Origin of the sequence: Streptomyces sp. NPDC058289, from assembly GCF_042880975.1 — a bacterium.
Taxonomy (GTDB): Bacteria; Actinomycetota; Actinomycetes; order Streptomycetales; family Streptomycetaceae; genus Streptomyces; species Streptomyces stoeckheimensis.
Map to the genome: position 1 here is coordinate 1 of NZ_JBHVYI010000118.1, position 22,976 is coordinate 22,976.

Consider the following 22,976-nt stretch of genomic DNA (forward strand, 5'->3'; position numbering starts at 1 on the left):
GTCTTTCAGCCGTCCGGCGTTTGAGGACCGGGGTCTGGGGCGGAGCCCCAGGGGGTCCGGGCGCAGCCCGGTACCCCCTTCCAGCCCGTCCGGCGTTTGAGGACCGGGTCCGGGCCGGCCCGGGGGCACGCTCAGCCTCGCCGGCGTTTGAGGACCGGGTCCGGGCTGGCCCGGGGGCACGCTCAGCCTCGCCGGCGTTTGAGGCGCGGGTCAGGGCGGAGCCCTGGGAACGGTGGAAGGGCGGGTAGGGGACAGCCCCCGCAGGGTCGCCTGGGCGGGCAGGGGATGGAGGCCCTGCAGGGTCGCCTGGGCGGGCAGGCGGGGGAGGCCCCCCGCAGGGGCGGCTGGGGCTGGCAGGTGGGGGAGGCCCCGCAGGGGCGGCTGTGGGGCCAGGTGGTGGAGGGGCCGGGGGGTCGGCTACGGGGTCAGGCGGCGGAGGCCCTCCGTGATTTCTTCCGACGTGTGCGTCGTGAAGGACAGCCGCAGGGTCCGGGGGTCCGGGGACTGGGCGTAGAAGGGGGCCCCGGGGACGAAGGCGACCCCCCGGGAGGTGGCCGCGCGGAGCAGGGCCGTCGCGTCGTGGCCCTCGGGAAGGCGGGCCCAGACGAACATGCCGCCCTCAGGGTGGTTCCACGCCGAGCCCGCCGGGAGCGCGGCAGCCAGCCCCGACAGCAGCGCATCGCGCCGGATCCGGTACGCGTCGCGCACCCGCGCCACGTGCGCATCGAGGTCCGCCGTCCGCAGGTACTCCACCGCCGCCAGCTGGTCCACCGTCGAGGTGTGCAGGTCCGCCGCCTGCTTCGCGAGCACCGCCCCGCGCAGCAGCGCCGCCGGGGCGCGCAGCCAGCCGAGCCGGAGCCCGGGGGCCATGACCTTCGAGAAGCTGCCGAGGAGCGCGGTGCGGTCTTCGGCCCCCGGGTAGGAGGCGAGCCGGGGCAGTGCGCGGCCCTCGTAGCGGAGGTCCCCGTACGGATCGTCCTCCAGCAGCCACAGGCCGAGCCGGGCCGCGACCGCCGCGATCTCGGCGCGGCGGCCGGCGGGCAGGGTGCGGCCGGTCGGGTTCTGGAAGGTGGGGATCGTGTAGAGCAGCTTGGGGCGTTCGCGGGCGACGAGCTCGGCCAGTGCGTCCGGGAGGATGCCCTGGTCGTCGCACGGCACGGGGACCACCCGGGCGCCGGCGAGCCGGAACCCCTGGAGCGCCGCCAGGTAGGTGGGGTTCTCGACGAGCACCGTGTCGCCCGGCTCGATCAGCGCGGTCGTGATCAGGCCGAGCCCCTGCTGCGATCCGGTGGTGATCAGCAGCTCGTCCCCGGTGGTCGCCAGCCCCTGCCGGTCGAGCCGGGCCGCCACCGCCGCGCGCAGCTCGGGGGAGCCCTCGGTGGTCGAGTACTGGAGGGCGCGGCGGGCGGACCGCGCGAAGGCGGAGTCGTACGCGGCCCGCAGGCCTTCGGCGTCGAAGAGTTCGGGTGCGGGCAGGCCGCCGGCGAAGGAGATCATGCCGGGCTGGGCGGTCACGGCGAGGATCTCGCGCACGGCGGAGGGGGCGGTCGTACGGATCCGGGCGGCGAAGGCCGGCGGAGGAGCGGGGGCGACGGCGCCGCCGGATGCGACTGCGGCTGCGGGCGTGGAGGCGGGCGCTGAGGCGGGCACGGGAGCTCCTTCGGGAGGCGGGTGCGCGCATCGTAGCCGCGGGAAGGTGTAGATGGCATCTATGTATCGGATGCTGAACGCCGCCCAGGGGCTCCCCATCTGACGTCGCATCAGCTAGACCGTCTCCCATGACAGCAGACGAGCGGAACACCCGGGCCGACGACTACGCCGAGCTCGCCTCGGTCGGCCCCTACGGAGTCCACCCCGGCCACGCGCTGATCACCATGGTCGAACCGCACCCGGGCCACGAGTTCGCGTACAACCGCTGGTACGAGGACGATCACTACTACGCCGGCGCCATGGCCATGCCCTGGATGTACGCCGGTCGGCGCTGGGTCGCCACCCGCGAGCTCCAGGAGCTGCGCTACCCGGAGAAGTCGGCCGTGGCCCAGCCCGTGACCGCCGGGTGCTACATCTCCACGTACTGGGTCACCGAGGGCCGCTACGACGAGCACATGAAGTGGACCGTCGGCATCAACAAGCGCCTCAACCGCGACGGCCGGGTCTACCAGGACCGCACCCACGTCTTCACCGCGTTCCAGGACCACGAGGCCACCGTCTACCGGGACGGAGCCGCCGGCCCCCGCGACTTCCACGCCCTCGACCACCCGTACGGCGGCCTCGTCGTGCAGGTCATCGACGCGGAGGGCCCGGAGCAGCGGGCCGAGCTGCTGGAGTGGCTGCGCTCGCGCGCCCTGCCGAAGCGGCTGGCCGGATCGCCGGCCGCGATGGTGACGGTCTTCCGGCCGACGCCGCTGCCCGGGGACCGGATGACGTACGTCAAGCAGGTGGAGGGGGTCGACACCCGGCTGACCCTGCTGTGGTTCCTGGAGGCGGACCCGCGCAGCTGCTGGGACCGGTTCCAGGGGCTGGACGCGGAGGTCGCGGAATCGGGGCTGGGGCGGGTGGAGCTGGTGGCGCCGTTCATCCCGACGGTGCCGGGGACGGACCGGTACGTCGATCAGCTGAGGTAGCCCGGGGGCTGGGGTCCGGGGGCCGGGGTCTGGGGTCCGGGCCCGGACATGGCCGAGCCCCCTCGGCAGGCGACGGCGGGCCGGTCGAGAGGGCTCCAGTCAGTGGTGCAGGTGGTGCAGGTGGTGCAGGTGGTGCAACAGGTAGTGCTGGTGGTGCCGGCCGTAAGGGGCGTAAGGGTCGACTCGACATTCAGACGAGGCGCCCCAGGCGGCCCCCGGTCACATCGGCGACGAAGGAGGTCCAGGAGCCGGGCGCGAAGGTGAGGGACGGGCCGTCCTGCACCTTCGAGTCGCGGACCGCGATGGACTCGACGACGGGGGACTTGACCTCGACGCAGGCACCGTTGGCGGAGTACGAGGACTTGGTCCAGTTTTCCGTTGCGCCTTGACGAATAGCCATGTTTCTCTCCGGTTCAGCGAGTGGTTCCGGTGTCATGTCGGCCATTGCTCCGGCTGACGTGATCGACGCTACCCGCAGCTCCCGTTGCGCGAAGGGGACGTTCACCCGACCGAGTGGCATATTCCATTCAGGTCTTCTGTGGCCGGGGAGTGACGGTGTACCGTACCGGCCTTTTCGCCGGCGGCCCTCATTTCCCCTTGCCCGTGAAGTCCTCGATGATCTGCGCGATGAACTGCCTCGTCTGGTCCACATTGTGGGCCTGTGCGCGCAGATGTTCGTACATCACGCTGTATTTCTGGACGTCATTGGCCTTCTCCAGGTACAAGTCGCTCGTCACGCCTTCGATGTAGACGACCGTCGAGTCCGAGGCGTCCGGGAATTCCAGAATGGCGTACTGGCCGTTGACGCCCGGGTGGGCGCCCACCGAGAAGGGCATCACCTGGACCGTGACGTGCGGCTTCTCCGACTGCTCTATCAGGAACTCCAGCTGCCGGATCATGAGCTGTGGATCGCCCACGTGCCGCCGCAGGGCCGCCTCGTCGATGACCGCCCACAGGCGCAGCGGTCCGATCTCGGGATTGCTGTTCTCGGTCTCGTGGAGCCGCTTCTGGCGGTGCATCCGGACCTGGACGCGCTTCTCCACGTCGACCGGAGCCGTCTCCGGCCACGCGCCGCGGACGAGCGACTGGGCGTACTCCGGGGTCTGGAGCAGGCCCGGGATCACCAGGGGCTCGTAGGTGCGCAGGCTGGCGGCGTCCGTCTCCAGGCCGATGTAGACGCTGTACGGGATGTCGCCGAAGGCGTGCCACCAGCCCTGCTGGCGGGAATCCTTGGCCATCTGCATGAGGGAGTCGACGAGCCGGCGGTCCTCGACCTCGTAGACGTCGCACAGATCGCGGACGTCGCGCTGACTGATGGAACGGCGGCCGTTCTCCAGCCGGCTGATCTTCGACTGGGAGACGAGCAGGCGTTCCGCGACCTGCTCGGCCGTCATGCCTTTGTCCTCGCGCAGTTTGCGCAACTCCATGCCCAGTCGGCGGCGTCGGACGGTGGGATTGACATTGGACGCCACGTGAACGGCACCTCCGCCTTCTTCTGTTGCTGTCGCTTTGCTGTCTCTCTGCGTGTCTGCTGGTGAGCAGACTGCCACCGAAGGACGTGACCTCGCTGGGGAACGGGCGGGAAAAGCAAACGCGCGGGCCGACGGAGCCGGCGAACCGGCCCCGTCGCCCCGCGCGTCGGCGGTTGCGATTACTGCTTGCCCTGCTTGCCCTGCGTGTTCCGCTTGCCTTGCGTGTCCTGCCTGTCTTGCTTGTCCTACGTGTCCTGCCGGTGGATCAGTGCGCGGCCGCGCGGGCCATCGCACCGGTCCGGCGCGGCTGCAGCGGAACGGCTGCCGCCGTTGCCCGGGCGGGCTGGGCCGGTGCCCGGTCGCGGCGCGGCTGTGCGGCCACACCGTTCTGGACGTCCATGACGGCGTGAGCCACCAGTCCGCCCATCGGGTCGTGCCGGATCAGGTCCCGCAGTCGGGACCTGGACGACCGCCCCTCGTTGCCGGGGTACAGGTGCTTGCCGAGTCCGACCGCGTGGGCCAGTGCGGCAAGTGCCGCGGTCCGCGGGTCCGGCGGTACGCCGGTGCGGATCGCACTGTCCAGCCGGCCACGGATCTCCCGGCTGATCGCTGAGTCGGTCGCTTGGTAGCGAGTCGTCGGCAGCACCCCGCACATCTGGCCCGCGACGGCATGCACCATGCCGCAACGCTCCAGGTGAGCGAGGTAAATCTGACGGAGCCCCAGTCGGGGTCCGCCGATCCAGTGGACCGCCCGAACCGGGCTGCCGCGCCTGCGCAGCAGTTCCAGTGCGGAGTCCAGAGTCGGATCTCCTGTCGGCCGTGGCATCACCACGGCGATACGATCCCCATCAGGGGCTATCCGTCCTGCCAGAGCCAGCTCCACTAGCTGTGCCCCGGCCAGGCCGAGGTCGAGCGACTGCGGCTGCGCCGTGGTACCCGTGGCCGGGTCCAAGGCGAGCAGCAAAAGCTCCTCCGGAATCGTTCTGCGGCTCTTGCCCATCCATGCCTCCCCGCGTGGATGAGTGACAGGGTGACGCCTCTCACATTCATCTGTCGAGAGCGCCTGGCCGCTTTGTGGGGGAACCATCAGCTATGTCGTTCTCGTCTAGCACGGGGGCGATGCCCCCTAGACGGGACACTGTTAGACATTCGGACAGCCGGACGTGAAGGCGATCGAGGAGGAACTGGTGGCGGGCGAGTCCCCCGACAAGTCGGTTGATGAAGGAACGTCGGGGACGGCGGAGTCGTCCGAGGGACGTGACCCGAGGGCGTCGTTGTTCCGCCCGAGGGACTCGGAGGACGGGTCCGCGGAGCGCGATCCGCTGCGGGAAGCGGTGGCCGCGTGGGTGGCCACGGCGGAGGACGAGCCGTCCGATGCGACGCCGGCCGCGCCGGGTGCACCGGGTGCGCGGACCGAGGTCTTCGAGGCGCTGCCGCCGGAGGCGGCTTCCGCGGGTTCGGCTTCGGCTTCGGCTCGGTCCGGGGGTGGCGAGTCCGCTGCCGCGCCGGTCGAGAGCGAGCGCACGGCGGTGTTCCGCACGGTGACGCCCCCGGCTGCGGATTCTGCCGATTCTGCTGCTCCCGCTGCTTCGGATGATTCCGGTTCCGGGCGTGCGGGTGGCTCGGACGCCGCCCGGCCCGCGGTCGCTCCCGCCGACGGTGGGAGCGCGACCGGGTCCCGTACCGCGACGCCTTCCGCGCCTGCTGATTCTGCACCCGGTTCCGCTTCCTCGGGCGAGGCCTCGGCCGCGCCTGCGGTCGGCGACCGTCCGACCGCCTCCCGTACTGCGACGCCTCCGGCCGATACCGACCGCTCCGCGGGTTCCGCTTCGGGGGAGCCTGCGGCTGCTGCCGGGCAGGTCAAGAGCGGTCGTACGGGTCTGCCTGCGGGTTCCGGTTCCGGCGCCGACCGGGCGCGCGGCACCTCGGGCGAGCCCGCGGCCGACGCGGCGCCGGTCGGGAGCGACCGCACGGCGTCGTTCCGTACGGGCCTGCCCACGGGTTCCGGTTCTGACCCCGACCCCGCGCGCGGCGCCTCGGACAAGCCTGCAGCCGGCTCGGGCTCCGGCTCCGGCTCGGTCGAGAGCGAGCGCACCGCGGTGTTCCGTACGGTCACGCCGTCGGCCGCCACCGATCGCCCCACGGATTCCGCTTCGGCACCGGCCGAGCCCGCCGACAGCGAGCGCACGGCCGTGTTCCGCACGACGGGCGCCCCGACCCCGACCACGCCGACGTCGGGCACTCCGGCCTCCCCGGCCCCTTCGGCCGCGCCGGGCACTCCGGCAGCGTCGGGCGGCCAGGCGCCTTCTGATGCTCCGGCTGCGCCCGCTACCCGGCCGTCCGCGGGTGCCTCGGGCGCTCCGGCGGCCCCGGGTGCTCCGGCAGCGTCGGGCAGTCAGGCGACCTCCGGTGCTCCGGCTTCGTCGGGTATCCGGCCGTCCGCGGGTGCCTCGGCTGCGCCGGGTGCTCCGGCTGCGTCGGGCAGTCAGGCGACTTCTGGTGGCCCGGCTTCGTCGGGTACTCGGCCGTCTGCGGGTGCCTCGGGTGCTCCGGCGGCTTCTGGTGGCCCGGCTTCGTCGGGTACTCGGCCGTCCCCGGGCGCTCCGGCGGCCCCTGGCGCTCCGGCAGCGTCGGGTGGCCCGGCTTCTTCGGGTACTCGGGCGCCTTCGGGCGACCCCGGCGCGGCCGTCGACAGTGAGCGGACTGCCGTTTTCCGGGCGGTCAAGCCCGGGGTCGGCGAAGGCGGTCCGGCGGAGGACAGCGAGCGGACCGCCGTGTTCCGGGCGGTGAAGCCCCCGGCTCCGGCCGGCCCGGCCGGCGACGAGCCCGTCGACAGCGAGCGCACGGCCGTGTTCCGGGCCATCAAGCCCGGCACTGCCAACCCGACCGCCCCCGCCCCCGGTGCCACCGGGCAGGGCACTGCCAACCCGACCGCCCCCACCCCCGGCTCCGCCGGGCAGGGCGCGGCCACCCCCGGCGCCGCAGGCCCCCGCACCGCACAGCCGGTGCCCCCGCGTGCCGTCGGTGGGGAGCGGGCAAGCACCTTCGTACCGCTGCGCAGCGACGACGCGCCCGTGCGGCCCGCCACGGGCGTGCCCGGCACGCCCCCCGCGCCCGGTGCTCCGAGGGCCGCGGCCACGCCGGCTGCGGCTGCGCCTCCGGTGCGGACTCCGGTCGACCCCGGCGTGCGGACCCCCGTGACGAGGGAGTCCGTGGAGCGGACCGCGCGGGAGTCCCCGGAGCGGACCACGCAGCAGCCGCTGCCGCCCAAGCCGCCGCTCGACATGCTGGCGGACCTCACCAACAACCCGCCCCCGCCGCCGAGCGCGGCCCGGACCGCCGTACGCCGGTTCAAGATCTACGCGCCGATCCTGGTGCTCCTCGCGGTGGTCCTCGCCGTCGTCCAGCTCGTGCGGCCGCTGCCCACGCCGACGCTGAAGGTGACCGCGAACACCTCGTACACCTTCGAGGGCGGGGCGCCGTCCCTGCCGTGGCCGAAGGAGGGTCAGGCCTACATGGCCGCGGCCGGCCTCGGCCCCGTCGGGACCTTCGGGGAGCAGAAGCCCGTGGCGATCGGCAGTGTCGCCAAGGCCATGACCGCCTACGTCATCCTCAAGGACTTCCCCATGAAGAAGGGGGAGAAGGGCCAGATGATCCCCGTCGACAAGACGGCGGTCGAGGACGGCAAGAAGGAGACCGAGGGCGAGTCCACGGTCAACAACCTGAAGGAGGGCGACAAGATCTCCCAGGAGGACGCCCTCTCCGCGATCATGATCCCGTCCGCCAACAACGTCGCGCGCCTGCTCGCGCGCTGGGACGGCGGGCAGGAGGCGTTCGTCAAGAAGATGAACGACACCGCCAAGGAACTCGGCATGACCAACACCACGTACACGGACCCCTCGGGTCTGGACGCGACCACGGTCAGCACCGCCGAGGACCAGGTCAAGCTCGGCCTCAAGATCGTCGAGATGCCGGAGCTGATCGCGATCACCAAGAAGCCGAAGTGGATCGACCCCACGGGCAAGGAGTGGCGGAACTACAACGACCTGGTTCCGTTCAACGGCTCGCTCGGCATCAAGACCGGCTCCACGACCAAGGCCGGCGGCAACCTGCTCTTCGCCGCCGAGAAGAAGGTCGGCAAGACCAACCAGCTGATCGTCGGAGCGGTCCTCGGCCAGCACGGCGTGCCGATCCTCGGCACCGCGATCGCGGCGAGCAAGAACATCATGCTGGCCACGCAGAAGATGCTCACGGCCGCGCCCGTCGTCAAGAAGGGTTCCGTCGTCGGCTACGTGGACGACGGACTCGGCACCCGGGTCCCGGTCGTGGCCACCGCCGACGTGGAGGCGGTCGGCTGGCCGACCCTCACCATTGCCATCAAGCTGGCCGACGGGGCCACCCAGCTCCCGCAGACCGCCAAGGCGGGCTCGGAGATCGGCATGCTGACCGTGGGCGAGGGCGCCAGCCAGGTGAAGGTGCCGGTGGCGCTGCAGAGCGACCTCACCGCACCCGGCATCGGCAAGAAGCTGACGCGCGTCGGCTGATGCGTGTGGGCTGACGCCCGTCGCCTGAGGCGCCGGGCGAGCCCGACGCCGCGCACGAGCGCGGAGCGGGTCCGGCACCCCGGGGCAACCCCGGGGTGCCGGACCGCGTCTACGAACCGAGGGACGCACCCGAGGGGCGCACCCGAGGGACCGGAGTGGGGAGTACGTCGGCGTGACCACCGCTGAGCGGCAGGAACAGGGCCGGGAGCAGGCCCATGGCCGGGGCGGGGTTCCGCCCCGGGTCCCCGGTGCCCCGAGCCCGCAGGCCGGCCCCGGGCCGGTCGGCCGTGCCCTCGGCCGTGCTCTCGGCCGGGCCCGTCGGCACCCGGTGGCCGTGGCCACCGCGCTGGCGGGGCTGCTGCACCTGATCTGGTTCTTCGCCGTCGCCAACAGCGGCGGCGACCTGGCCGCGCAGGACGCCTGGGCCGAGTTCGTGGGCCGCCATCCCGACTCGGCGTACAACCTCGCCTGGTACGGCGGCATGCACCCGGTCTCGTACAGCGTGGTCTCGCCGTACGTGATGCACGTGCTCGGCGTCCGCACCACGATGATGATCGCCGGTACGGTCTCGGCCGGGCTGCTCGCGATGATCCTGACCCGCTGCCGGGGCGCCGTCCGCGAGCCCCTGTGGCCCGCCCTGGCCGGGGTGTACGGGCTGCTGTGCAACGCCGTGTCGGGCCGGGTCACCTTCGGGCTCGGCGCGATGTTCGCCCTCGGGGCCGTCGCCGCCGTCTTCTGCTGGCCCCGCAAATGGGCCGAGCGGCGCTGGGCGAAGGCCGCCGTGGCGGCTCCGCTCGCGGCGATCGCCACCGCCTCCAGCCCGGTCGCCGGGCTGTTCCTCGGGGTGATCGCGGCCGCGCTGTTCCTCAACGGCCGGCGCCCCGGGGCGTACGCGCTGGGCCTGGCCCCGGCGGCGGTGGTCGGGCTGTCCTCCTGGCTGTTCCCCTTCTCGGGGACCCAGCCGATGAAGCTGATCTCGGCGGCGCTGCCCTTCGCGTGTGCGCTGGCCGCGCTGTTCCTCGTACCGAAGAGCTGGAAATCGGTCCGGACCGCGTCCGCGATCTACGCCCTCGGAGTGGCGCTGACCTGGGCGATCGACTCCCAGGTCGGCTCGAACGTGACCCGGCTGGCGATGCTGTTCGGCGCGGTGGTGCTGCTCGCGGCCCTCCCGTACGAGGCCCCGCGCACGCGCCGCTGGTACGGGCTGCTCCTCGCGCTGACCGGAGTGACCGCCTGGATCACCGTCAACAGCGTCACCGACATCGTCCGCACCACCCCGCTGGCCTCCTGGAGCCGGGAGCTGGCCCCGCTGGTGGACCAGCTCCAGAAGGCGGGCGCCGACCGGGGCCGCGTGGAGGTGGTCCCGGCCAGCAGCCACCGCGAGTCCTCCGCCTTCCCCGCGTACGTGAACCTCGCCCGCGGCTGGAACCGGCAGGCCGATCTGGAGCGCAACCCGGTCTTCTACGACGACACCCTGACCGCCGACAGCTACCGCGAGTGGCTGGACCGCTGGGCCGTGCACTACGTGGTGCTGCCCGCCGACAAACCCGATGAGGGCGGGCGGGACGAGGCGAAGCTGGTGCGCGAGGGGCTCCCGTACCTCCAGCAGGTGTGGGGCGACGCGAACTGGCAGCTCTTCAAGGTCACCGACCCGACGAACCTGGTCGCCGGGCCCGCGACGGTGGTGCGGGCCAGTGCCGACCAGCTGGTCATCGACGTGAAGCAGGCCGGCCGGGTCCTGGTGCGCATCCCGCATTCCCCCTGGCTGGGCCTGGTGGACGGCGCGGGCAAGCCGGTGGAGCCGCCGCAGGAGACGGAGGCCTCGAAGACCGCGGGGAAGGTGGTGCCGAAGGGCGCGGCCACTCCGCCCAAGGTCTACGCGAACACCGCCGGATGCCTGTTCAAGGCGCCCTCGGACGGTACCGGGGACGAGTGGACGGAGCTGTTGGCCCCGGCGCCGGGGGAGTACCGGATCGCGGCGAAGTACCAGCTTCCGCGGGGCACGCCGTGCCCGGACGAGCTGCTCTACGAGGTGCTGGGGCCGCCGCAGCGGCCGGCTCCGCCGCGTCCTTGACCGGCCTCGCCCCACCTTCGTCGTCCTTGATCGACCATTCTTTACGTCCGGTCCGGGTGCGTTGGGACCTTTATATGCATACGATCCCAGTAGTCCGATTGGGTGCCCCGAGTCTTTTTAGGGAGTGACGACGGGATGAGCAAAGAGCAGAAGCAGGACTTCCAGGCGGCTGTCGCGAAGGCCGCGGATGCGACCAACCTGCCCCGCACCGTGCAACACGCGCACGGCTTCTCCGGTCCGATCCGGAGCAAGGTCAAGGGCGGAGCGCACACGAAGGCGGAACTCAAGCGGGCCGGGACCCCGCAGGGCGACCGCATCGGCGAGCGCAGCAGGGGCCTCAGCTGAGGACGGGGCCGAGGGCTGAGCCCACCTCCCTGCCTGTCGAGACGTGTGATGCGTGATGTCTTGATGTTGCGATGACGTGATGCGGCCCTTCCGGCTCCGGCCGGAAGGGCCTTTCTCTGCCTTGACGTCTCTGCCTTAACGCCTTCGCGGGGTGGCGTCCGGTCGGCTGTTACGTTCCCGACGGACGGCCCTGACCTGCCCCTCGTAACGTCGTGGTCGTCGCCACCGCAGGCGACGCCGACCCGAGGGAAACACTCATGCGCGCCACTGCCCGTACCGCCGCCGTCGCGGCGCTCGCCACCCTCACCGCGTGCGGGGCCCTCACGGCGTGCGGCGCCGGCGCCGGTGGTGGCACGGGGCTGCCGCCGGACCCCCAGGTGGGCAGCACGGCGGCCCCCGCTCGTGCGGGCGAGGCGGCGCCCGCCCTCCCGGGGTCGAAGCCGACCGGCATGAAGATCGACGCGGCGGGCGTGGACGCGAAGAAGATGGTCGACCTCACGGTGGACCCGGCGACGGGCGAGCTCGGCGTGCCGGACGCGGACACCGATGCGGACAACCCGGGCTGGTGGACCCAGGGCGTGACTCCGGGCGAGAAGGGGGCGGCCGTCCTCGTGGCGCACTTCGACACGAAGTACGGGCCCGCGGTGATGAAGAACGTCAAGAAGATCAAGCTCGGTGACCTGATCGAGGTACCGCGCGAGGACGGGAAGACGGCCAGGTTCACGATCCGCGAGATCGAGGACGTCGCGAAGAAGGACTTCCCGACCGACAAGGTCTACGGGGACACCAACCGCCCCGAGCTGCGCCTGCTGACCTGCGGCGGCGAGATCAAGAACGGCCACCGCACCAACAACGTGATCCTCTACGCCGACCTGGTGGCCTGACCCCCACCACCCGAGACAGTTCCTTGACCCGCGGGCGGGGCGGGGGCCTATCGTCGGCGGCCGGCAGTGACCAGGACGAGGAAGGCGGTGCCTTGTGTCAGTGGGAGGAGTGCGACAGGTATCCGTACTGGACTGCGCGCATTCCGGCCTGGAACCGGCTGCGGACGCCCAGGTGGGCGAGCAGCCCGGTGATCACCCGGCCCACGGTGCGCGTGGAGACGCCCAGGCTGTGGGCGATGGCTTCGTCCGTCCGGCCCTCGGCCATGAGCTGCAGCACCGCGGCCTGTTGGCGCGTGAGGAGCTCCGGCTCGCAGGGCGCCGCCGTCGGCCCGAGCGGGGTCGCGGCCTCCCAGATGTGCTCGAAGAGCGTGACCAGCAGGGAGATGAGGCCCGGGCTGGTGACCAGCGCCGCCGCGGCCGCGGTGTTCTTCGCGTCGACGGCCACCAGGGCGCTGCGGCGGTCCACGATGGTGAGGCGGTTGGGCAGGACCGGGCTGGTGCGGATGTGCGCGCCGACGCTCTCCAGCCACGTCGCGTACTCCCGGGCCTGGTTGTCGTGGCGGATGCTGTCGAGGTAGATGGTCCGCATCACGATGCCCTGCTCGACGTTGCGCAGATTCAGCGGCCGGGCCGCCTCGATGCTCGCCTGCGACATCTGCGAGTCGGGGGCGAACGCCAGCACCTCGGAGCGGGTCTCGGCGGACAGCAGCTCGATCTGGTCCCGGATCGCGTCGATGCCTTCCAGGTACCGGATCCCGGACTTGGAGGACTCCTGCGACGAGGAGTCGGCGATCTCGGCCATCAGGTCGACGACGGCGGCTCGCGTGGCCTCCATGCGCTGCTGCTGGGCGGCGAGTTCGGCCTGCTGGCGGGCCTGGAGGAGCTGGAGGGCGAGCTGCGGATCGATGGCGCGGCCCTGCCCGGGATCGCCCCCGCCGCCGCGCAGCAGCGCCATTTCGCTGAGCAGGGCCAGTGAGCGGCGCACCTCGTCCGGGGCCAGCCCGAGGCGCTCCGCCAGCTCCAGAACACCGTCCTGGGGATTGGCCAGTTTGCTTCGATAGACCGTTGCGGTCACGTCATCGAGTTCTAGTCGACCGAACATTGTCGCCCACCCCCTGGAAGACCATGCATGGCATATCGGCGCAGCTCACATGCCCTGTGTACGTGCGTCAGGCTAGCTTGATCGGCCGCCCGATCGAAGGGCGGGCGGCACGGAATCGAGCGGAGATATCCGGCCGATCTGACGAATGCGGCCATGCCGGTTGGCCGGTTCTTCCCCTGCTCGGCCAGGGTCGGCCGAGTTCCCGCCGGCGAAGCGCGTTTGATGGGGAAACGACACCGAATCAGGAGGTTTCATGTATCTGGTCCACTTGCACCTGAGCGCCCCTCCGGGGGCGGGCGACCTGCCGTCCGGTGTGGAGGCTGCCCTCTCCGAGGTCCAGCCGGCGGTCGAAATGGCCGTCCGGCACGTGCGTGCGGACGGAGACCCGGTGCTCGGCGTCTACCTCAAGGCCCCTGACCTGCACACCGCCGAGCACTGGGCGGCGGTGGCCTGGCACCTCGCCGTCCGCCGGACGGCCGGGGCCGGTGCATGGACCCTGCTGAAGGCCGAGGTACCGCTGCTGGTCCTCGACGAACCGGCCTGACGACCGGCCTGACGACGGCCTGACGATCGGCCTGACGACGGCCTGACAGGCGCTTCCGAGCACACCCTGTCCTGTGTAGGACATGTCGGGTCCAGGACAGGCAAGACCTCTGGTTCACCCCCTTCACCTGCGGCAACCTTGATCACGTCAGCAGGAAACGCCGCTCAACTCGGGGGAATCCAGTCATGTTTAGCCGTCTCAAGGCCGCCACGTTCGTCGCCGTCACCGCCACCGCGCTCCTCACCGGAGCCGTCACCGGAGTCGCCGCGCAGATCACCGGTTCGGACGGTGCGACGCACCAGGCGGACTGGCGCTGGGACACCCCCGCCCCGCTCGCCGCCGACGGAGCGGACAGCTGACCACCGGCCTCCGGTCCGGGGGGAAAAGGGTCCGCGAGGCACCGATGGTGACCGCAGCGGCCCGGCGGGGAGCGCTTCCCCGCACCACCGGCCGATTCGCCTGGCTGTCCCCGACGGCCCTCTGGCCGCTGGCACGGCACCTGCTCGCCACCGGTACGGTCCGCCCCCAAGGAGGCGGCACCCGCAGGGCGGACGAGGAGGCCGTGTTCGCCGCGGTCCTGTACATCCTGGTGAGCGGCGACTCCTGGCGCGCGCTGCCGAAGTCCTTTCCCGTCTCCTGGCAGAACGCCCACCGGCGGTTCGGCCAGTGGTGCGAGGAGGACCTGTGGAACCGGATGGCGGCCACCGCCCGGGCCACGCCCCACATCTCCGCACCGGTACGCGACTGGGCCGAACGCGTCGCCGAGGCGGCCCGATCCCGCAGGCCGGACCTCACGGACGGGCCTGACAACCCGGACCGACCTGAACTCCCGGACCGACCTGAACTCCCGGCCCGTATGGACCTCAGGGACCTCAGGGAACGCCCGGACCGTACGACCCCTACGGACATCCAGGCCCAGCCCCGTACCCGGACCCGCACGCAGGCCCGTACCCGGGCCCGGGTTGCCTGACCGAGCCGCTCACCCCGGCCCCCTCCGGTCAGGGTCCGCAGGCCCGCCCCTCACCTGACCCCCTCACCTGACCCCTCCCCGCCACTCCCGTGGCACAGCCATGCCCCTGGGCAGAGCCCTGCCCCCGCCCGCCCTGCCCACAGGCATCGGCACCGGCACAGACTTCCGCACCTCACCCGAGCACCCGTCGAAAGGTTTACCGTGCGCAGATCCGCGCTCCCCATCGTGGCCGCCATGTCCATGGCCATGCTGCTCCCGCAGCAGTTCTCGGCCTCCGCCGAAGAGGTGCCCAGCGCGCCTCTCGCCGCGGGCGAGATCCAGAACATCGGCCCGGGCATGTACCAGTCCGCGACCGATACCTACCAGGTCTTCGAGAACGACGTCGCGGTCGGCCTCATGGGCCGTACGCACACCGTCGCCGGCCAGGCGCAAGGGATCTCGCAGGCCCAGGACGCACCGGAGACCCGCTCCGATCTCGGAGTCTTCGGTCCCAGCTGGGAAGCCGAGTTCGTCGGCGGCCAGCTGAACCGCAAGCTGGTCCAGGACTCGGGCTCGATCACCACCACCGACCTGGACAGCAGCGCGTCCACCCGCTACGACCTGACCGAGTCCATGGACGGTCCGGGCGGCGGCAGCATCAACACCTACAAGTCGTCCGACGGTTCGACCCTGGTCGAGAACGTGTCCTGGGACGACCTCGCCGGTGAGATGAAGTCGAGCATCACCGAGACGCTGAACATCGACCTGGCCTCCGCGGTCGAGGGCGACGACGCCCCCGTCGGCGCGGACGGCAACCCCATCCCGGCGGCCGACCTCAAGCCCACGTACACCTGGAAGCAGGCGTCCGGCACCGGTGACACCTGGCGCGTCACGAGCGTCGGCAACAAGGCGTACAAGCCCACCGCGGTCTCCTACGACGCCCAGGGCCGCGTCGCCACCGTCAGCGAGCCCGCCCGCGGCGAGACCCCCGCGCAGTCCCTCGCCCTGACCTACGCCACCGCGACGACCGCGACGGGCACGACCCTCGGTGACGTGGCCGGCCAGGTCAAGGACATCACGGTCACCACCGGCCAGACGGTCCAGACGCTGGCCCGCTACACCTACGAGGCCTCCGGTCTGCTCCGCGCGGTCGCCAACCCGGCCGAGGGCAGCGAGCTCAGCTCCTACACCTACGACGGCGACGACCGTCTCTCGACCCTGACGAGCGGCGACGGCGGCAACTGGGATCTGACGTTCAGCGGCGACGCCGCCGCCCCGCAGGCCCAACTGACCAGCGGTGCAATCCCCGACGCCGGATCCATCGCGCCCGGCCAGGAACAGCCCGATGGGGTCAGCCCGCCCTCCGAGAACTTCGTCGGCGGGGAAATCACCGACCCGCAGGCCTACCCGCGCGCCTGCTCCTCCCCGGAGTCGTGGATCCGGTACTGGGGCAACTGCACCACCGCAGTCGCCCATTACGGCTGGAAGTGGCCGTCCTGGAAGCAGACGCCCACCGGCTCCTGGGTCCGTGGTGTCAACGGCGACCACTGCACCGACTCGTATGACAGGCCCCTCGGCTTCGACTTCCGCGCCGCGTGCGACGCGCACGACTACGGCTACGGCACCATCGGCAACAGCTACAAGGGCTACAGCTACTACCTGGACCGCAACAAGGGCATCGCCACCGACGTAGCGTTCTACAACCTGCTCCGCTACAACACCTGCCCGGCCTACGCCTGGTGGAAGCGGGGCACCTGCAACGACCTGGCCTACAGCTACTACCTCGGCGTCTTCTACGGCGGGTCCCCGAAGAACGGTGCCAACGCCACCTGATCGGACCGTCGTTCCCTCCTGACGGACCCTTTCGACGGACCCGCTCGACGGACACCGTAGGGGCCGGGCGCCCGACATCTTCGGCCGCCCGGCCCTACGTCTCCCCCCTGCGCTCCCGGCTACGCCTTCGCCTGCGCTGCCGGCTCCGCTCGGCCCCTTGGCTTGGCCCCTTCGCCTTCGCTTGGCCCTTCGCCCTTGCTCGACCCCTTCGCCTTGGCTTGACCCTTCGCCTTCGCCCGCGGTTCCGCCTGCGCGCCCGATGGCCACCCCCTCGCCCCTCCCCCTTCCCACCCCCTCTCATGGAGACACGAGTGAAGAGATCCATGCGGGTCGCCCTCGCCGCCTCGGCGGTAGCCGTGGTGCTCACCGCCGTACCGGTCGGCATCAACCCCCTGACCGGCGCAGGCCCGGCGTTCGCCGCGGACAACGGCGCGATCGACCCGCCGCTGTTCGACGAGACCCAGGACGGCGGGACCGTCCGCGTCAACGTCGTCCTCGACGGCCGGTCGGACCTCTCCTCCGCCTCCGAGGCGGGTGAAGTGCTCGTCTCCTACGAGACCCTGCCGATGGTCACGCTCCGCGTGAACCGGTCCGGCCTGGACTCGCTGAGCACCATGGCGGGTGTCGTCAGCGTCACCGAGGACATACCGGTGGAGCCGACGCTGAACGAATCCACCGCCAAGATCGGCAGCGACGTGGCCGTCGCCGCGGGCAAGACCGGCGCGGGCAGCGCGATCGCGATCCTCGACACCGGCGTCGCGACCGGACACCCGTTCCTGGCCGGCCGGGTCAAGGCCGAGGCGTGCTTCTCCGTCACCGACGCCGCCTACGGCGCCACCAGCCTGTGCCCCGACGGCACGGCCGAACAGGAGGGCCCCGGCAGCGCCGACGCCGACAGCGGCCCGTGCACCACCGTCGGCACGGGCTGCTCCCACGGCACCCACGTCGCGGGCATTGCCGCGGGCAACGGAACCGGTGTGGCCGGTGCGCCGGCCCGCGGTGTCGCCCCGGGCGCGGACATCATCGCCATGCAGGTGTTCTCCAAGTTCACCTCCGACTCCTACTGCGGGCCGGGCGCCAGCCCCTGCGTCCTGAGCTTCACCAGTTCGCAGATCAAGGCCCTGGAGAAGGTCGCGGCCCTCAAGAGCGCCGGCACCAACATCATCGCCGCGAACCTGTCCCTGGGCGGCGGCCGCTGGACGGCCGCCTGCGCCACGGATGCCCGTAAGCCGATCATCGACACCCTCTTCTCCCAGGGCGTCGCCACCGTCGTCGCGGCCGGCAACAACGGCTACGCGAACGCGGTCAACGCCCCCGGCTGCGTGCCCTCCGCCCTCACGGTGGGCTCCACCACGGACGACGACCAGCTCTCCACCTTCAGCAACCGCGGCCCGCTCTTGGACCTCCTCGCGCCCGGCACCTCCATCGTCTCCTCCGTCCCCGGCGGCGGCTTCGCCTCCAAGAACGGGACCTCGATGGCCGCGCCCCACGTGGCCGGCGCCCTCGCGATCCTGCGGCAGGCCCACCCCGGCAAGACCCTCGCCGAGCTGGAAGCCCTGCTGAAGGACGGCGGCACGCCCATCACCTACGAGGGCGCGGTCACCCCCCGACTCAAGATCAGCCTCCCGCAGCAGCCGCAGCGCCCCCGCTTCACCGACTTCAACTGCGACGCCATCGAGGACACCGTCGTCGGCGACCCCAAGGCGACCGTCGGCGCAGACGCCGGCGCCGGTCTGGTCCGCGTGATCTACGGCGGCGGCAAGGGCACGGCCGAGTTCCACCAGGACCTCGCCACCGTCCCGGACGACTCCGAAGCCGGCGACTCCTTCGGTGAGAACCTGGCCACCTTCGACCACGACGAGGACGGCTGCTCCGACCTCGTCGTGGGCATCCCGAACGAGGACATCGGCACGGACGCCGACGCCGGCGCCGTCAACGTCCTCTACGGCGCCGCAGGCGGCCTGACCACCGGCAAGGCCGCCCTCAACCTGGTCCAGGGCACGGGCGAAGGCGCCGTCAAGGCCGCGGCCTCCGGGGCCGAGGACCGCTTCGGCCACGCCGTCGCCGCCGGGCACACCGCCCAGGGCCAGCCCTACCTGCTGATCGGGGCGCCCGGCAAGGACATCGGCGCCGTCAAGGACGCCGGCACCGTCTACTACCTGCGCGGGTTCACCAACGTGGCGACCGACCAGAACAAGCCCGCCATGGACGGCGACATCGAGACCGGTGACCGGTTCGGCACGACCATCGCCGCCTCCGCGAACCACATCGTCATCGGCACCCCGAACGAAGCCATCGGCACCGCGGCCGACGCGGGCAACATCCAGCTGCTCACCCACGAGCTGAACGCCGGCGGCCTGCCGACCCCCCTCGTGGGTCTCAACCAGAACGACCCGCTCGTCAGCAGCCTGGCCGAGGCCGGCGACCTGTTCGGCGGCTCCCTCGCGGCCGTCGCCTACACCCCGGCCGGCGCGAGCGCCGCGACCGACACCGTCCTCGCGGTGGGTGTGCCCGGCGAGGGCCTGACGGTCGCCTCGGCCCCCGTCGACCACGCCGGTCAGGCCTACACCTTCCGCATCACCGGTGCGGGCGCCGTCACCAAGGTCGCCTCCATCACCGCCGAGGTCGCCGGAGTGACCGGTACGGCCGCCGCCGGTGACCAGCTGGGCCAGAGCGTGTCCTTGGTCAACCTCGCCCCCGACGCACCCGCCACCCCGGCGACCCTCGTCCTCGCGGTCGGCATCCCGGGCAAGGACATCGGCGGCGCCGTGGACGCGGGCGCGGTGCAGACCTTCGACCCGCTCGGCATCCCCGGTGACACCGACCAGTGGATCCAGGCGGGCGACGCCTCCGGCCTGGGCGGCACCCCGACGGCCGGCCACGCCATCGGCGCGCACCTGGGAGCCACCGCTTCCGCCCTCCGCGTCGGCGTCCCCGACGCCACGCCGTTCGGCGCCGTCCACGCCCTCCCGTGGGGCAACACGACGGCCGGCCGCACCGGCGCCGCCGGCACCGTCACCACGCACCAGCCCGGCCAGAACGGCCTCCCGGCCGCCGGCGGCGCCTTCGGCTGGTCCACCGCCTGACCAGGCCCCCCAGGCCGACAACCAGCCAGGCGCCACCACCCCCTTCCCCCTCATCCCAAGTCCTTGAACTGGGCCTTTACCAACCGAGGGGGATGGTGCAAGATCGCTCCCACCCCGCCCCACCAGCCCCGCCCTCACCACTATCCGGCCGCTACAGCGCCTCCGGGAGGACCCCCGTGTCTCAGCTCATCGGTTACGCGTCAGGCGTCTTCGACCTGTTCCACATCGGCCACCTCAACCTGCTCAAGCAGGCCCGAGCCCAGTGCGATTACCTGGTGGCCGGCGTACTGACCGACGAGGCCTCCTGCCACAAGGGATTCCCCCCGGCCATCCCCCTCGACGAGCGCATCGAGGTCGTCCGCTCGATGAGCTGCGTCGACGAGGCCATCGTCGACCCCACCCTGGAGAACCTGGACGCCTGGCAGCAGATCGGCTTCCACCGCCTCTTCAAGGGCGACGACTGGCGGGGCACCTCCCGGAGCGAGCGCTGGGAACGCGACTTCGGCACCCTGGGCGTAGAGGTCATCTACCTCCCGAACACCCCCCACGCCCCCAGCGCGAACCTCCACCGCCTGATCAACCACCTGTAACCCGCAGCCCCGCCCCCGGACGCCAGAGGCCCCCAGCCAAAATCGGCTGGGGGCCTCTGCACGGTGCCGCGTCCTGCGCATGACGGCTGGTGCCGCCCCGTCCGCTCACGCATCGCGCACGCATTCGGCGGTGCACGCACAGGTGACGTTGCAGATCAGACGCTCGTCCACGCGTCGAAGAAGGCCTCCCGCCTGGCCGGATCGGCTGACTTGTGGTCCGCGTGCAGGACGCGCCAGGCGGTGAGTTCGAGGTCACGGAGCCACAGCTCGCCGATGACCTGCGTTTTGAGGTCGGGAAGGTGGTCGGACTCGGCGAGTGCCTGGCCGATGACCTCTCCGGCTGCGATGCGCTGGGGCGGGGTCATCTCGTCGAAGGCCGAGAGGATCTGCCCGGCCAGGCCGGTGCCTTCTCCTGCCAGCGAACTCAGCACGCACGCTTTGATGTTGGAGGGCAGTAGGTAGAGGGAGCCCGAGGACCTCCACAGTTCCGACCAGAAGTGCTCTCCGGACTCGGTGGGGGCGGGGAGCGCGGCCAGCAGACCGAGGAGGTGTGCGGTGGCCACGTATCCGTCGGAGTGGGCCGATGCGACGACGGCGATGTCCGCGACGCGCTCCACGTCGATGCGGCCGGCTTCGAGGCGGGGGTCCAGCCCCAGCCGCTGTTCCAGCTGATGGGAGAGGGGAGCGGACGCGTGGGAGCGGAACTCGGGAAGCATCGGCGGTCCTTGGACGTAGGAGAGCGGAGAGGCCCGTTCGGAAGCCCAGATCGTTCCCCTGGCCCGCCGAATTACACGAGTTCCACGGACCGAGTTGGCGGAAGACCGCCAGGACCGACGCGATGAGGCGGATGATCCGACCGCGCCGGCGGGCTGTGGCGGACCTCAGGTGATGCTGCTCCGGGGCAGCTCCTAGCATGAACTCATGGTTGCCAGTCATACCCAGCAGTCCGAGCCAGGACGGGAAGCAGTGTCCCGGGACGACGCCGAAGCCGGCGGTGTTCTCTCCGCGCCGACGGATGGCGGAAGCGAGTGTTCCCAGCCCGCCGCCGACCTGGTCGAGCGAGCGGCCGATCTGATGGAGCCGATCAAGCCGAAGCTACGGGGCTGGCTCCACGCCGGCATGGTCCCCGCGTCCCTGGCCGCAGGCATCGTCCTCATCTGCCTGGCAGGAACACCGCAGGCCACCGTCGCCTGCACCGTGTACGCCGTCACCGCCTGGCTGCTGTTCGGGACGAGCGCCGTCTACCACCTCGGCACCTGGGGACCGCTAGGCGAGGCCGTCCTGCGCCGCCTCGACCACGCCAACATCTTCCTGATCATCGCCGGCACCTGCACCCCGCTGGCCGTGCTCCTTCTCGCCCCTGACCAGCGGTCCGTCCTCCTGTGGATCGTGTGGACGGGTGCTCTGGCCGGCATCGCCTTCCGCGTCCTGTGGATCGGTGCGCCCCGCTGGCTGTACACGCCCTGCTACCTGGCCCTGGGCTGGGCACCGGTGCGCTACCTGCCCGACTTCCTGCACAGCGGCGGCGCGGCCGTACTCACCCTGATCGTGACGGGCGGGCTGCTCTACAGCGCGGGCGCCGTCGTGTACGCCCTCCGGCGACCCGACCCCTCACCCCGCTGGTTCGGCTACCACGAGGTGTTCCACGCCCTGACCGTGGCAGCCTTCACCGCGCACTACATCGCCGTCTTCCGCGCTGCCCACTGAGCGCGACGACGTGTCGATGCTTGCCGGCATTTGCGTGGTGGGTTATCGACCGGCGTCAGGTCCGGGCGCGGTCGGGCGGCGGAGGGAGACGCAGTGGTCGCCGACCGCGGACAGGTAGGCGTGCTCGGCTGTTTCGGAAGGGGCCCCGCGTCTGTGCGCCCGCGTCGCGTCGGGAATGCTTGAAGATCGGGAGCCCGCCGATGACGACGGGCACGATCACCTCAGGCCGAGGCCGATGGAGCCGAAGATTCGCCGGCTCGGCGGTACTCGGCGTTGATGCGCTGGGCTTCCTCGAGCTGGTCTTCCAGGATGATGATCCGGCAGGCGGAGTCGATCGGGGTTCCGTGGTCGACGAGTTCGCGGGCGCGGGCGGCGATGCGCAGTTGGTAGCGGGAGTAGCGGCGGTGTCCGCCGTCCGAGCGGAGCGGGGTGATGAGGCGGGCTTCGCCCAGGGCGCGGAGGAATCCTTGGGTGGTGCCGAGCATCGCTGCGGCCCGGCCCATGGTGTAGGCGGGGTAGTCGTCGTCGTCGAGACGGCCGAACGAGTCGTCTGCTGTCATTGAACCTCTTTCTGGAACGCGTGGAGGGGCCCTGGTGCCTATGGCACCAGGGCCCCGAAGGAACTGCTACACCATCTGCCGGCCCTCGTACTGCGCCGGCCCTCTGTTTCCGCAGACCCGACTCATGCGTGATCGGGGTGCGGGGATCGCGGTTGCTTGACCGGAGACCACCTCACTGACGATGTCCTGCGGTACCCGGGCTTCAACCTGCCGGCCCGGGCGATCCTGATGGCGCCTAGCTCCTCCGTTCTTCCCTCGGTGATCAACTACTTACCAAGCGGGGTACTACGTACTGCTGGAGATGCTTACTGCTGATACTGCTTACTGCTGGTACTGCGTACTGCTAACCGCTTGTACTGCTCATGGCCTGGCCTAGCGCCACGTTTCGGCAGCCAGCCCCGTCGCCCGTCGTGCGTCTGCTCTGGCTTGGAACCCCACTGCCGAACCTCCCGGGGCACGCGCCCACATTCGACGCGTTCACCGAGGTGCTGCTCACTGACTCAACTACTGGGTACTACACCTACGAATACTGCACTTACAGGTACTGCCACTGCGTCAACTGCGGTTCTGCTCGTGGTGGCCCCTGATCACTGCGGGCCACCCGGTCCGGTCGTCAGTCCCGTCGCCGTCCTGCACCAGCCCTGGCTTCGGAACTCCACCAC

At 71.4% G+C, this 22,976-nt stretch carries 20 protein-coding genes; 12 read left to right on the plus strand and 8 right to left on the minus strand.

Annotated features, from left to right (window positions below; translation table 11 throughout):
• Positions 1-417: 417 nt before the first annotated feature.
• On the minus strand, positions 418-1,650 hold the full coding sequence (locus ACFVX6_RS36575) for a PLP-dependent aminotransferase family protein (protein ID WP_389698911.1): 1,233 nt from the start codon (positions 1,648-1,650) through the stop codon (positions 418-420).
• A gap of 128 nt (positions 1,651-1,778) precedes the next feature.
• On the opposite strand from ACFVX6_RS36575, the gene ACFVX6_RS36580 reads away from it, so the two are divergent.
• Positions 1,779-2,624 carry a hypothetical protein gene (locus ACFVX6_RS36580; RefSeq protein WP_254386779.1) on the plus strand — a complete coding sequence of 282 codons (846 nt, stop codon included), beginning with the start codon at positions 1,779-1,781 and terminating at the stop codon, positions 2,622-2,624.
• A 190-nt stretch (positions 2,625-2,814) separates the two neighbouring features.
• On the opposite strand, the gene ACFVX6_RS36585 is transcribed toward ACFVX6_RS36580, so the two are convergent.
• The 4 genes from ACFVX6_RS36585 to ACFVX6_RS36600 form a co-directional block, all read right to left on the minus strand.
• Complete coding sequence (locus tag ACFVX6_RS36585) at positions 2,815-3,024, minus strand: DUF397 domain-containing protein (protein WP_389698912.1); 210 nt, start codon at positions 3,022-3,024, stop codon at positions 2,815-2,817.
• Between the two features lie 187 nt (positions 3,025-3,211).
• Positions 3,212-4,096: a helix-turn-helix domain-containing protein gene (locus tag ACFVX6_RS36590; protein WP_389698913.1), complete on the minus strand. Its 885-nt coding sequence runs from the start codon at positions 4,094-4,096 to the stop codon at positions 3,212-3,214.
• A 265-nt stretch (positions 4,097-4,361) separates the two neighbouring features.
• Positions 4,362-5,096, minus strand: coding sequence for a GPP34 family phosphoprotein (locus ACFVX6_RS36595; protein WP_389698914.1), 735 nt, complete (start codon positions 5,094-5,096; stop codon positions 4,362-4,364).
• 141 nt (positions 5,097-5,237) lie between these two features.
• The gene (locus ACFVX6_RS36600) at positions 5,238-5,636 is read right to left on the minus strand and encodes a hypothetical protein (protein WP_389698915.1); all 399 of its coding nucleotides are present in this window, start codon (positions 5,634-5,636) and stop codon (positions 5,238-5,240) included.
• Positions 5,637-6,882: 1,246 nt separating this feature from the next.
• On the opposite strand from ACFVX6_RS36600, the gene ACFVX6_RS36605 reads away from it, so the two are divergent.
• The 4 genes from ACFVX6_RS36605 to ACFVX6_RS36620 all read left to right on the plus strand — a co-directional run bounded on the left by ACFVX6_RS36605 (position 6,883) and on the right by ACFVX6_RS36620 (position 11,943).
• Entirely contained in the window at positions 6,883-8,640 is a 1,758-nt protein-coding gene (locus tag ACFVX6_RS36605; RefSeq protein ID WP_389698916.1) for a serine hydrolase, read from the plus strand.
• Between the two features lie 172 nt (positions 8,641-8,812).
• Positions 8,813-10,714: an MFS transporter gene (locus ACFVX6_RS36610; RefSeq protein ID WP_389698917.1), complete on the plus strand. Its 1,902-nt coding sequence runs from the start codon at positions 8,813-8,815 to the stop codon at positions 10,712-10,714.
• Positions 10,715-10,849: 135 nt separating this feature from the next.
• Positions 10,850-11,059 carry a hypothetical protein gene (locus tag ACFVX6_RS36615; protein WP_389698918.1) on the plus strand — a complete coding sequence of 70 codons (210 nt, stop codon included), beginning with the start codon at positions 10,850-10,852 and terminating at the stop codon, positions 11,057-11,059.
• 257 nt (positions 11,060-11,316) lie between these two features.
• Complete coding sequence (locus tag ACFVX6_RS36620) at positions 11,317-11,943, plus strand: sortase domain-bontaining protein (RefSeq protein ID WP_389698919.1); 627 nt, start codon at positions 11,317-11,319, stop codon at positions 11,941-11,943.
• A 97-nt stretch (positions 11,944-12,040) separates the two neighbouring features.
• On the opposite strand, the gene ACFVX6_RS36625 is transcribed toward ACFVX6_RS36620, so the two are convergent.
• Positions 12,041-13,018: a LuxR C-terminal-related transcriptional regulator gene (locus ACFVX6_RS36625; RefSeq protein ID WP_389698920.1), complete on the minus strand. Its 978-nt coding sequence runs from the start codon at positions 13,016-13,018 to the stop codon at positions 12,041-12,043.
• A 280-nt stretch (positions 13,019-13,298) separates the two neighbouring features.
• Between ACFVX6_RS36625 and ACFVX6_RS36630 the strand changes: the two genes are divergently transcribed.
• The 6 genes from ACFVX6_RS36630 (at position 13,299) to ACFVX6_RS36655 (ending at position 20,047) form a co-directional block, all read left to right on the plus strand.
• Positions 13,299-13,589: a hypothetical protein gene (locus tag ACFVX6_RS36630; RefSeq protein ID WP_389698921.1), complete on the plus strand. Its 291-nt coding sequence runs from the start codon at positions 13,299-13,301 to the stop codon at positions 13,587-13,589.
• A 185-nt stretch (positions 13,590-13,774) separates the two neighbouring features.
• Positions 13,775-13,948 carry a hypothetical protein gene (locus tag ACFVX6_RS36635; RefSeq protein WP_389698922.1) on the plus strand — a complete coding sequence of 58 codons (174 nt, stop codon included), beginning with the start codon at positions 13,775-13,777 and terminating at the stop codon, positions 13,946-13,948.
• Positions 13,949-13,992: 44 nt separating this feature from the next.
• Positions 13,993-14,559 carry a transposase gene (locus ACFVX6_RS36640; protein ID WP_389698923.1) on the plus strand — a complete coding sequence of 189 codons (567 nt, stop codon included), beginning with the start codon at positions 13,993-13,995 and terminating at the stop codon, positions 14,557-14,559.
• 201 nt (positions 14,560-14,760) lie between these two features.
• A complete protein-coding gene (locus tag ACFVX6_RS36645; RefSeq protein WP_389698924.1) occupies positions 14,761-16,371 on the plus strand; it encodes a phospholipase A2 in 1,611 nt (536 codons plus the stop codon).
• 311 nt (positions 16,372-16,682) lie between these two features.
• Positions 16,683-19,457: a S8 family serine peptidase gene (locus tag ACFVX6_RS36650; RefSeq protein ID WP_389698925.1), complete on the plus strand. Its 2,775-nt coding sequence runs from the start codon at positions 16,683-16,685 to the stop codon at positions 19,455-19,457.
• 176 nt (positions 19,458-19,633) lie between these two features.
• Positions 19,634-20,047 (plus strand): adenylyltransferase/cytidyltransferase family protein, encoded by a 414-nt coding sequence (locus ACFVX6_RS36655; protein WP_389698926.1) that lies wholly within the window; start codon positions 19,634-19,636, stop codon positions 20,045-20,047.
• Between the two features lie 155 nt (positions 20,048-20,202).
• On the opposite strand, the gene ACFVX6_RS36660 is transcribed toward ACFVX6_RS36655, so the two are convergent.
• On the minus strand, positions 20,203-20,763 hold the full coding sequence (locus tag ACFVX6_RS36660) for a hypothetical protein (RefSeq protein ID WP_389698927.1): 561 nt from the start codon (positions 20,761-20,763) through the stop codon (positions 20,203-20,205).
• A gap of 205 nt (positions 20,764-20,968) precedes the next feature.
• Between ACFVX6_RS36660 and ACFVX6_RS36665 the strand changes: the two genes are divergently transcribed.
• Entirely contained in the window at positions 20,969-21,754 is a 786-nt protein-coding gene (locus ACFVX6_RS36665; protein WP_389698928.1) for a hemolysin III family protein, read from the plus strand.
• 221 nt (positions 21,755-21,975) lie between these two features.
• Here ACFVX6_RS36665 and ACFVX6_RS36670 read toward each other — a convergent pair whose 3' ends face one another.
• Positions 21,976-22,314: a MerR family transcriptional regulator gene (locus tag ACFVX6_RS36670; protein ID WP_267820712.1), complete on the minus strand. Its 339-nt coding sequence runs from the start codon at positions 22,312-22,314 to the stop codon at positions 21,976-21,978.
• Positions 22,315-22,976 lie beyond the last annotated feature (662 nt).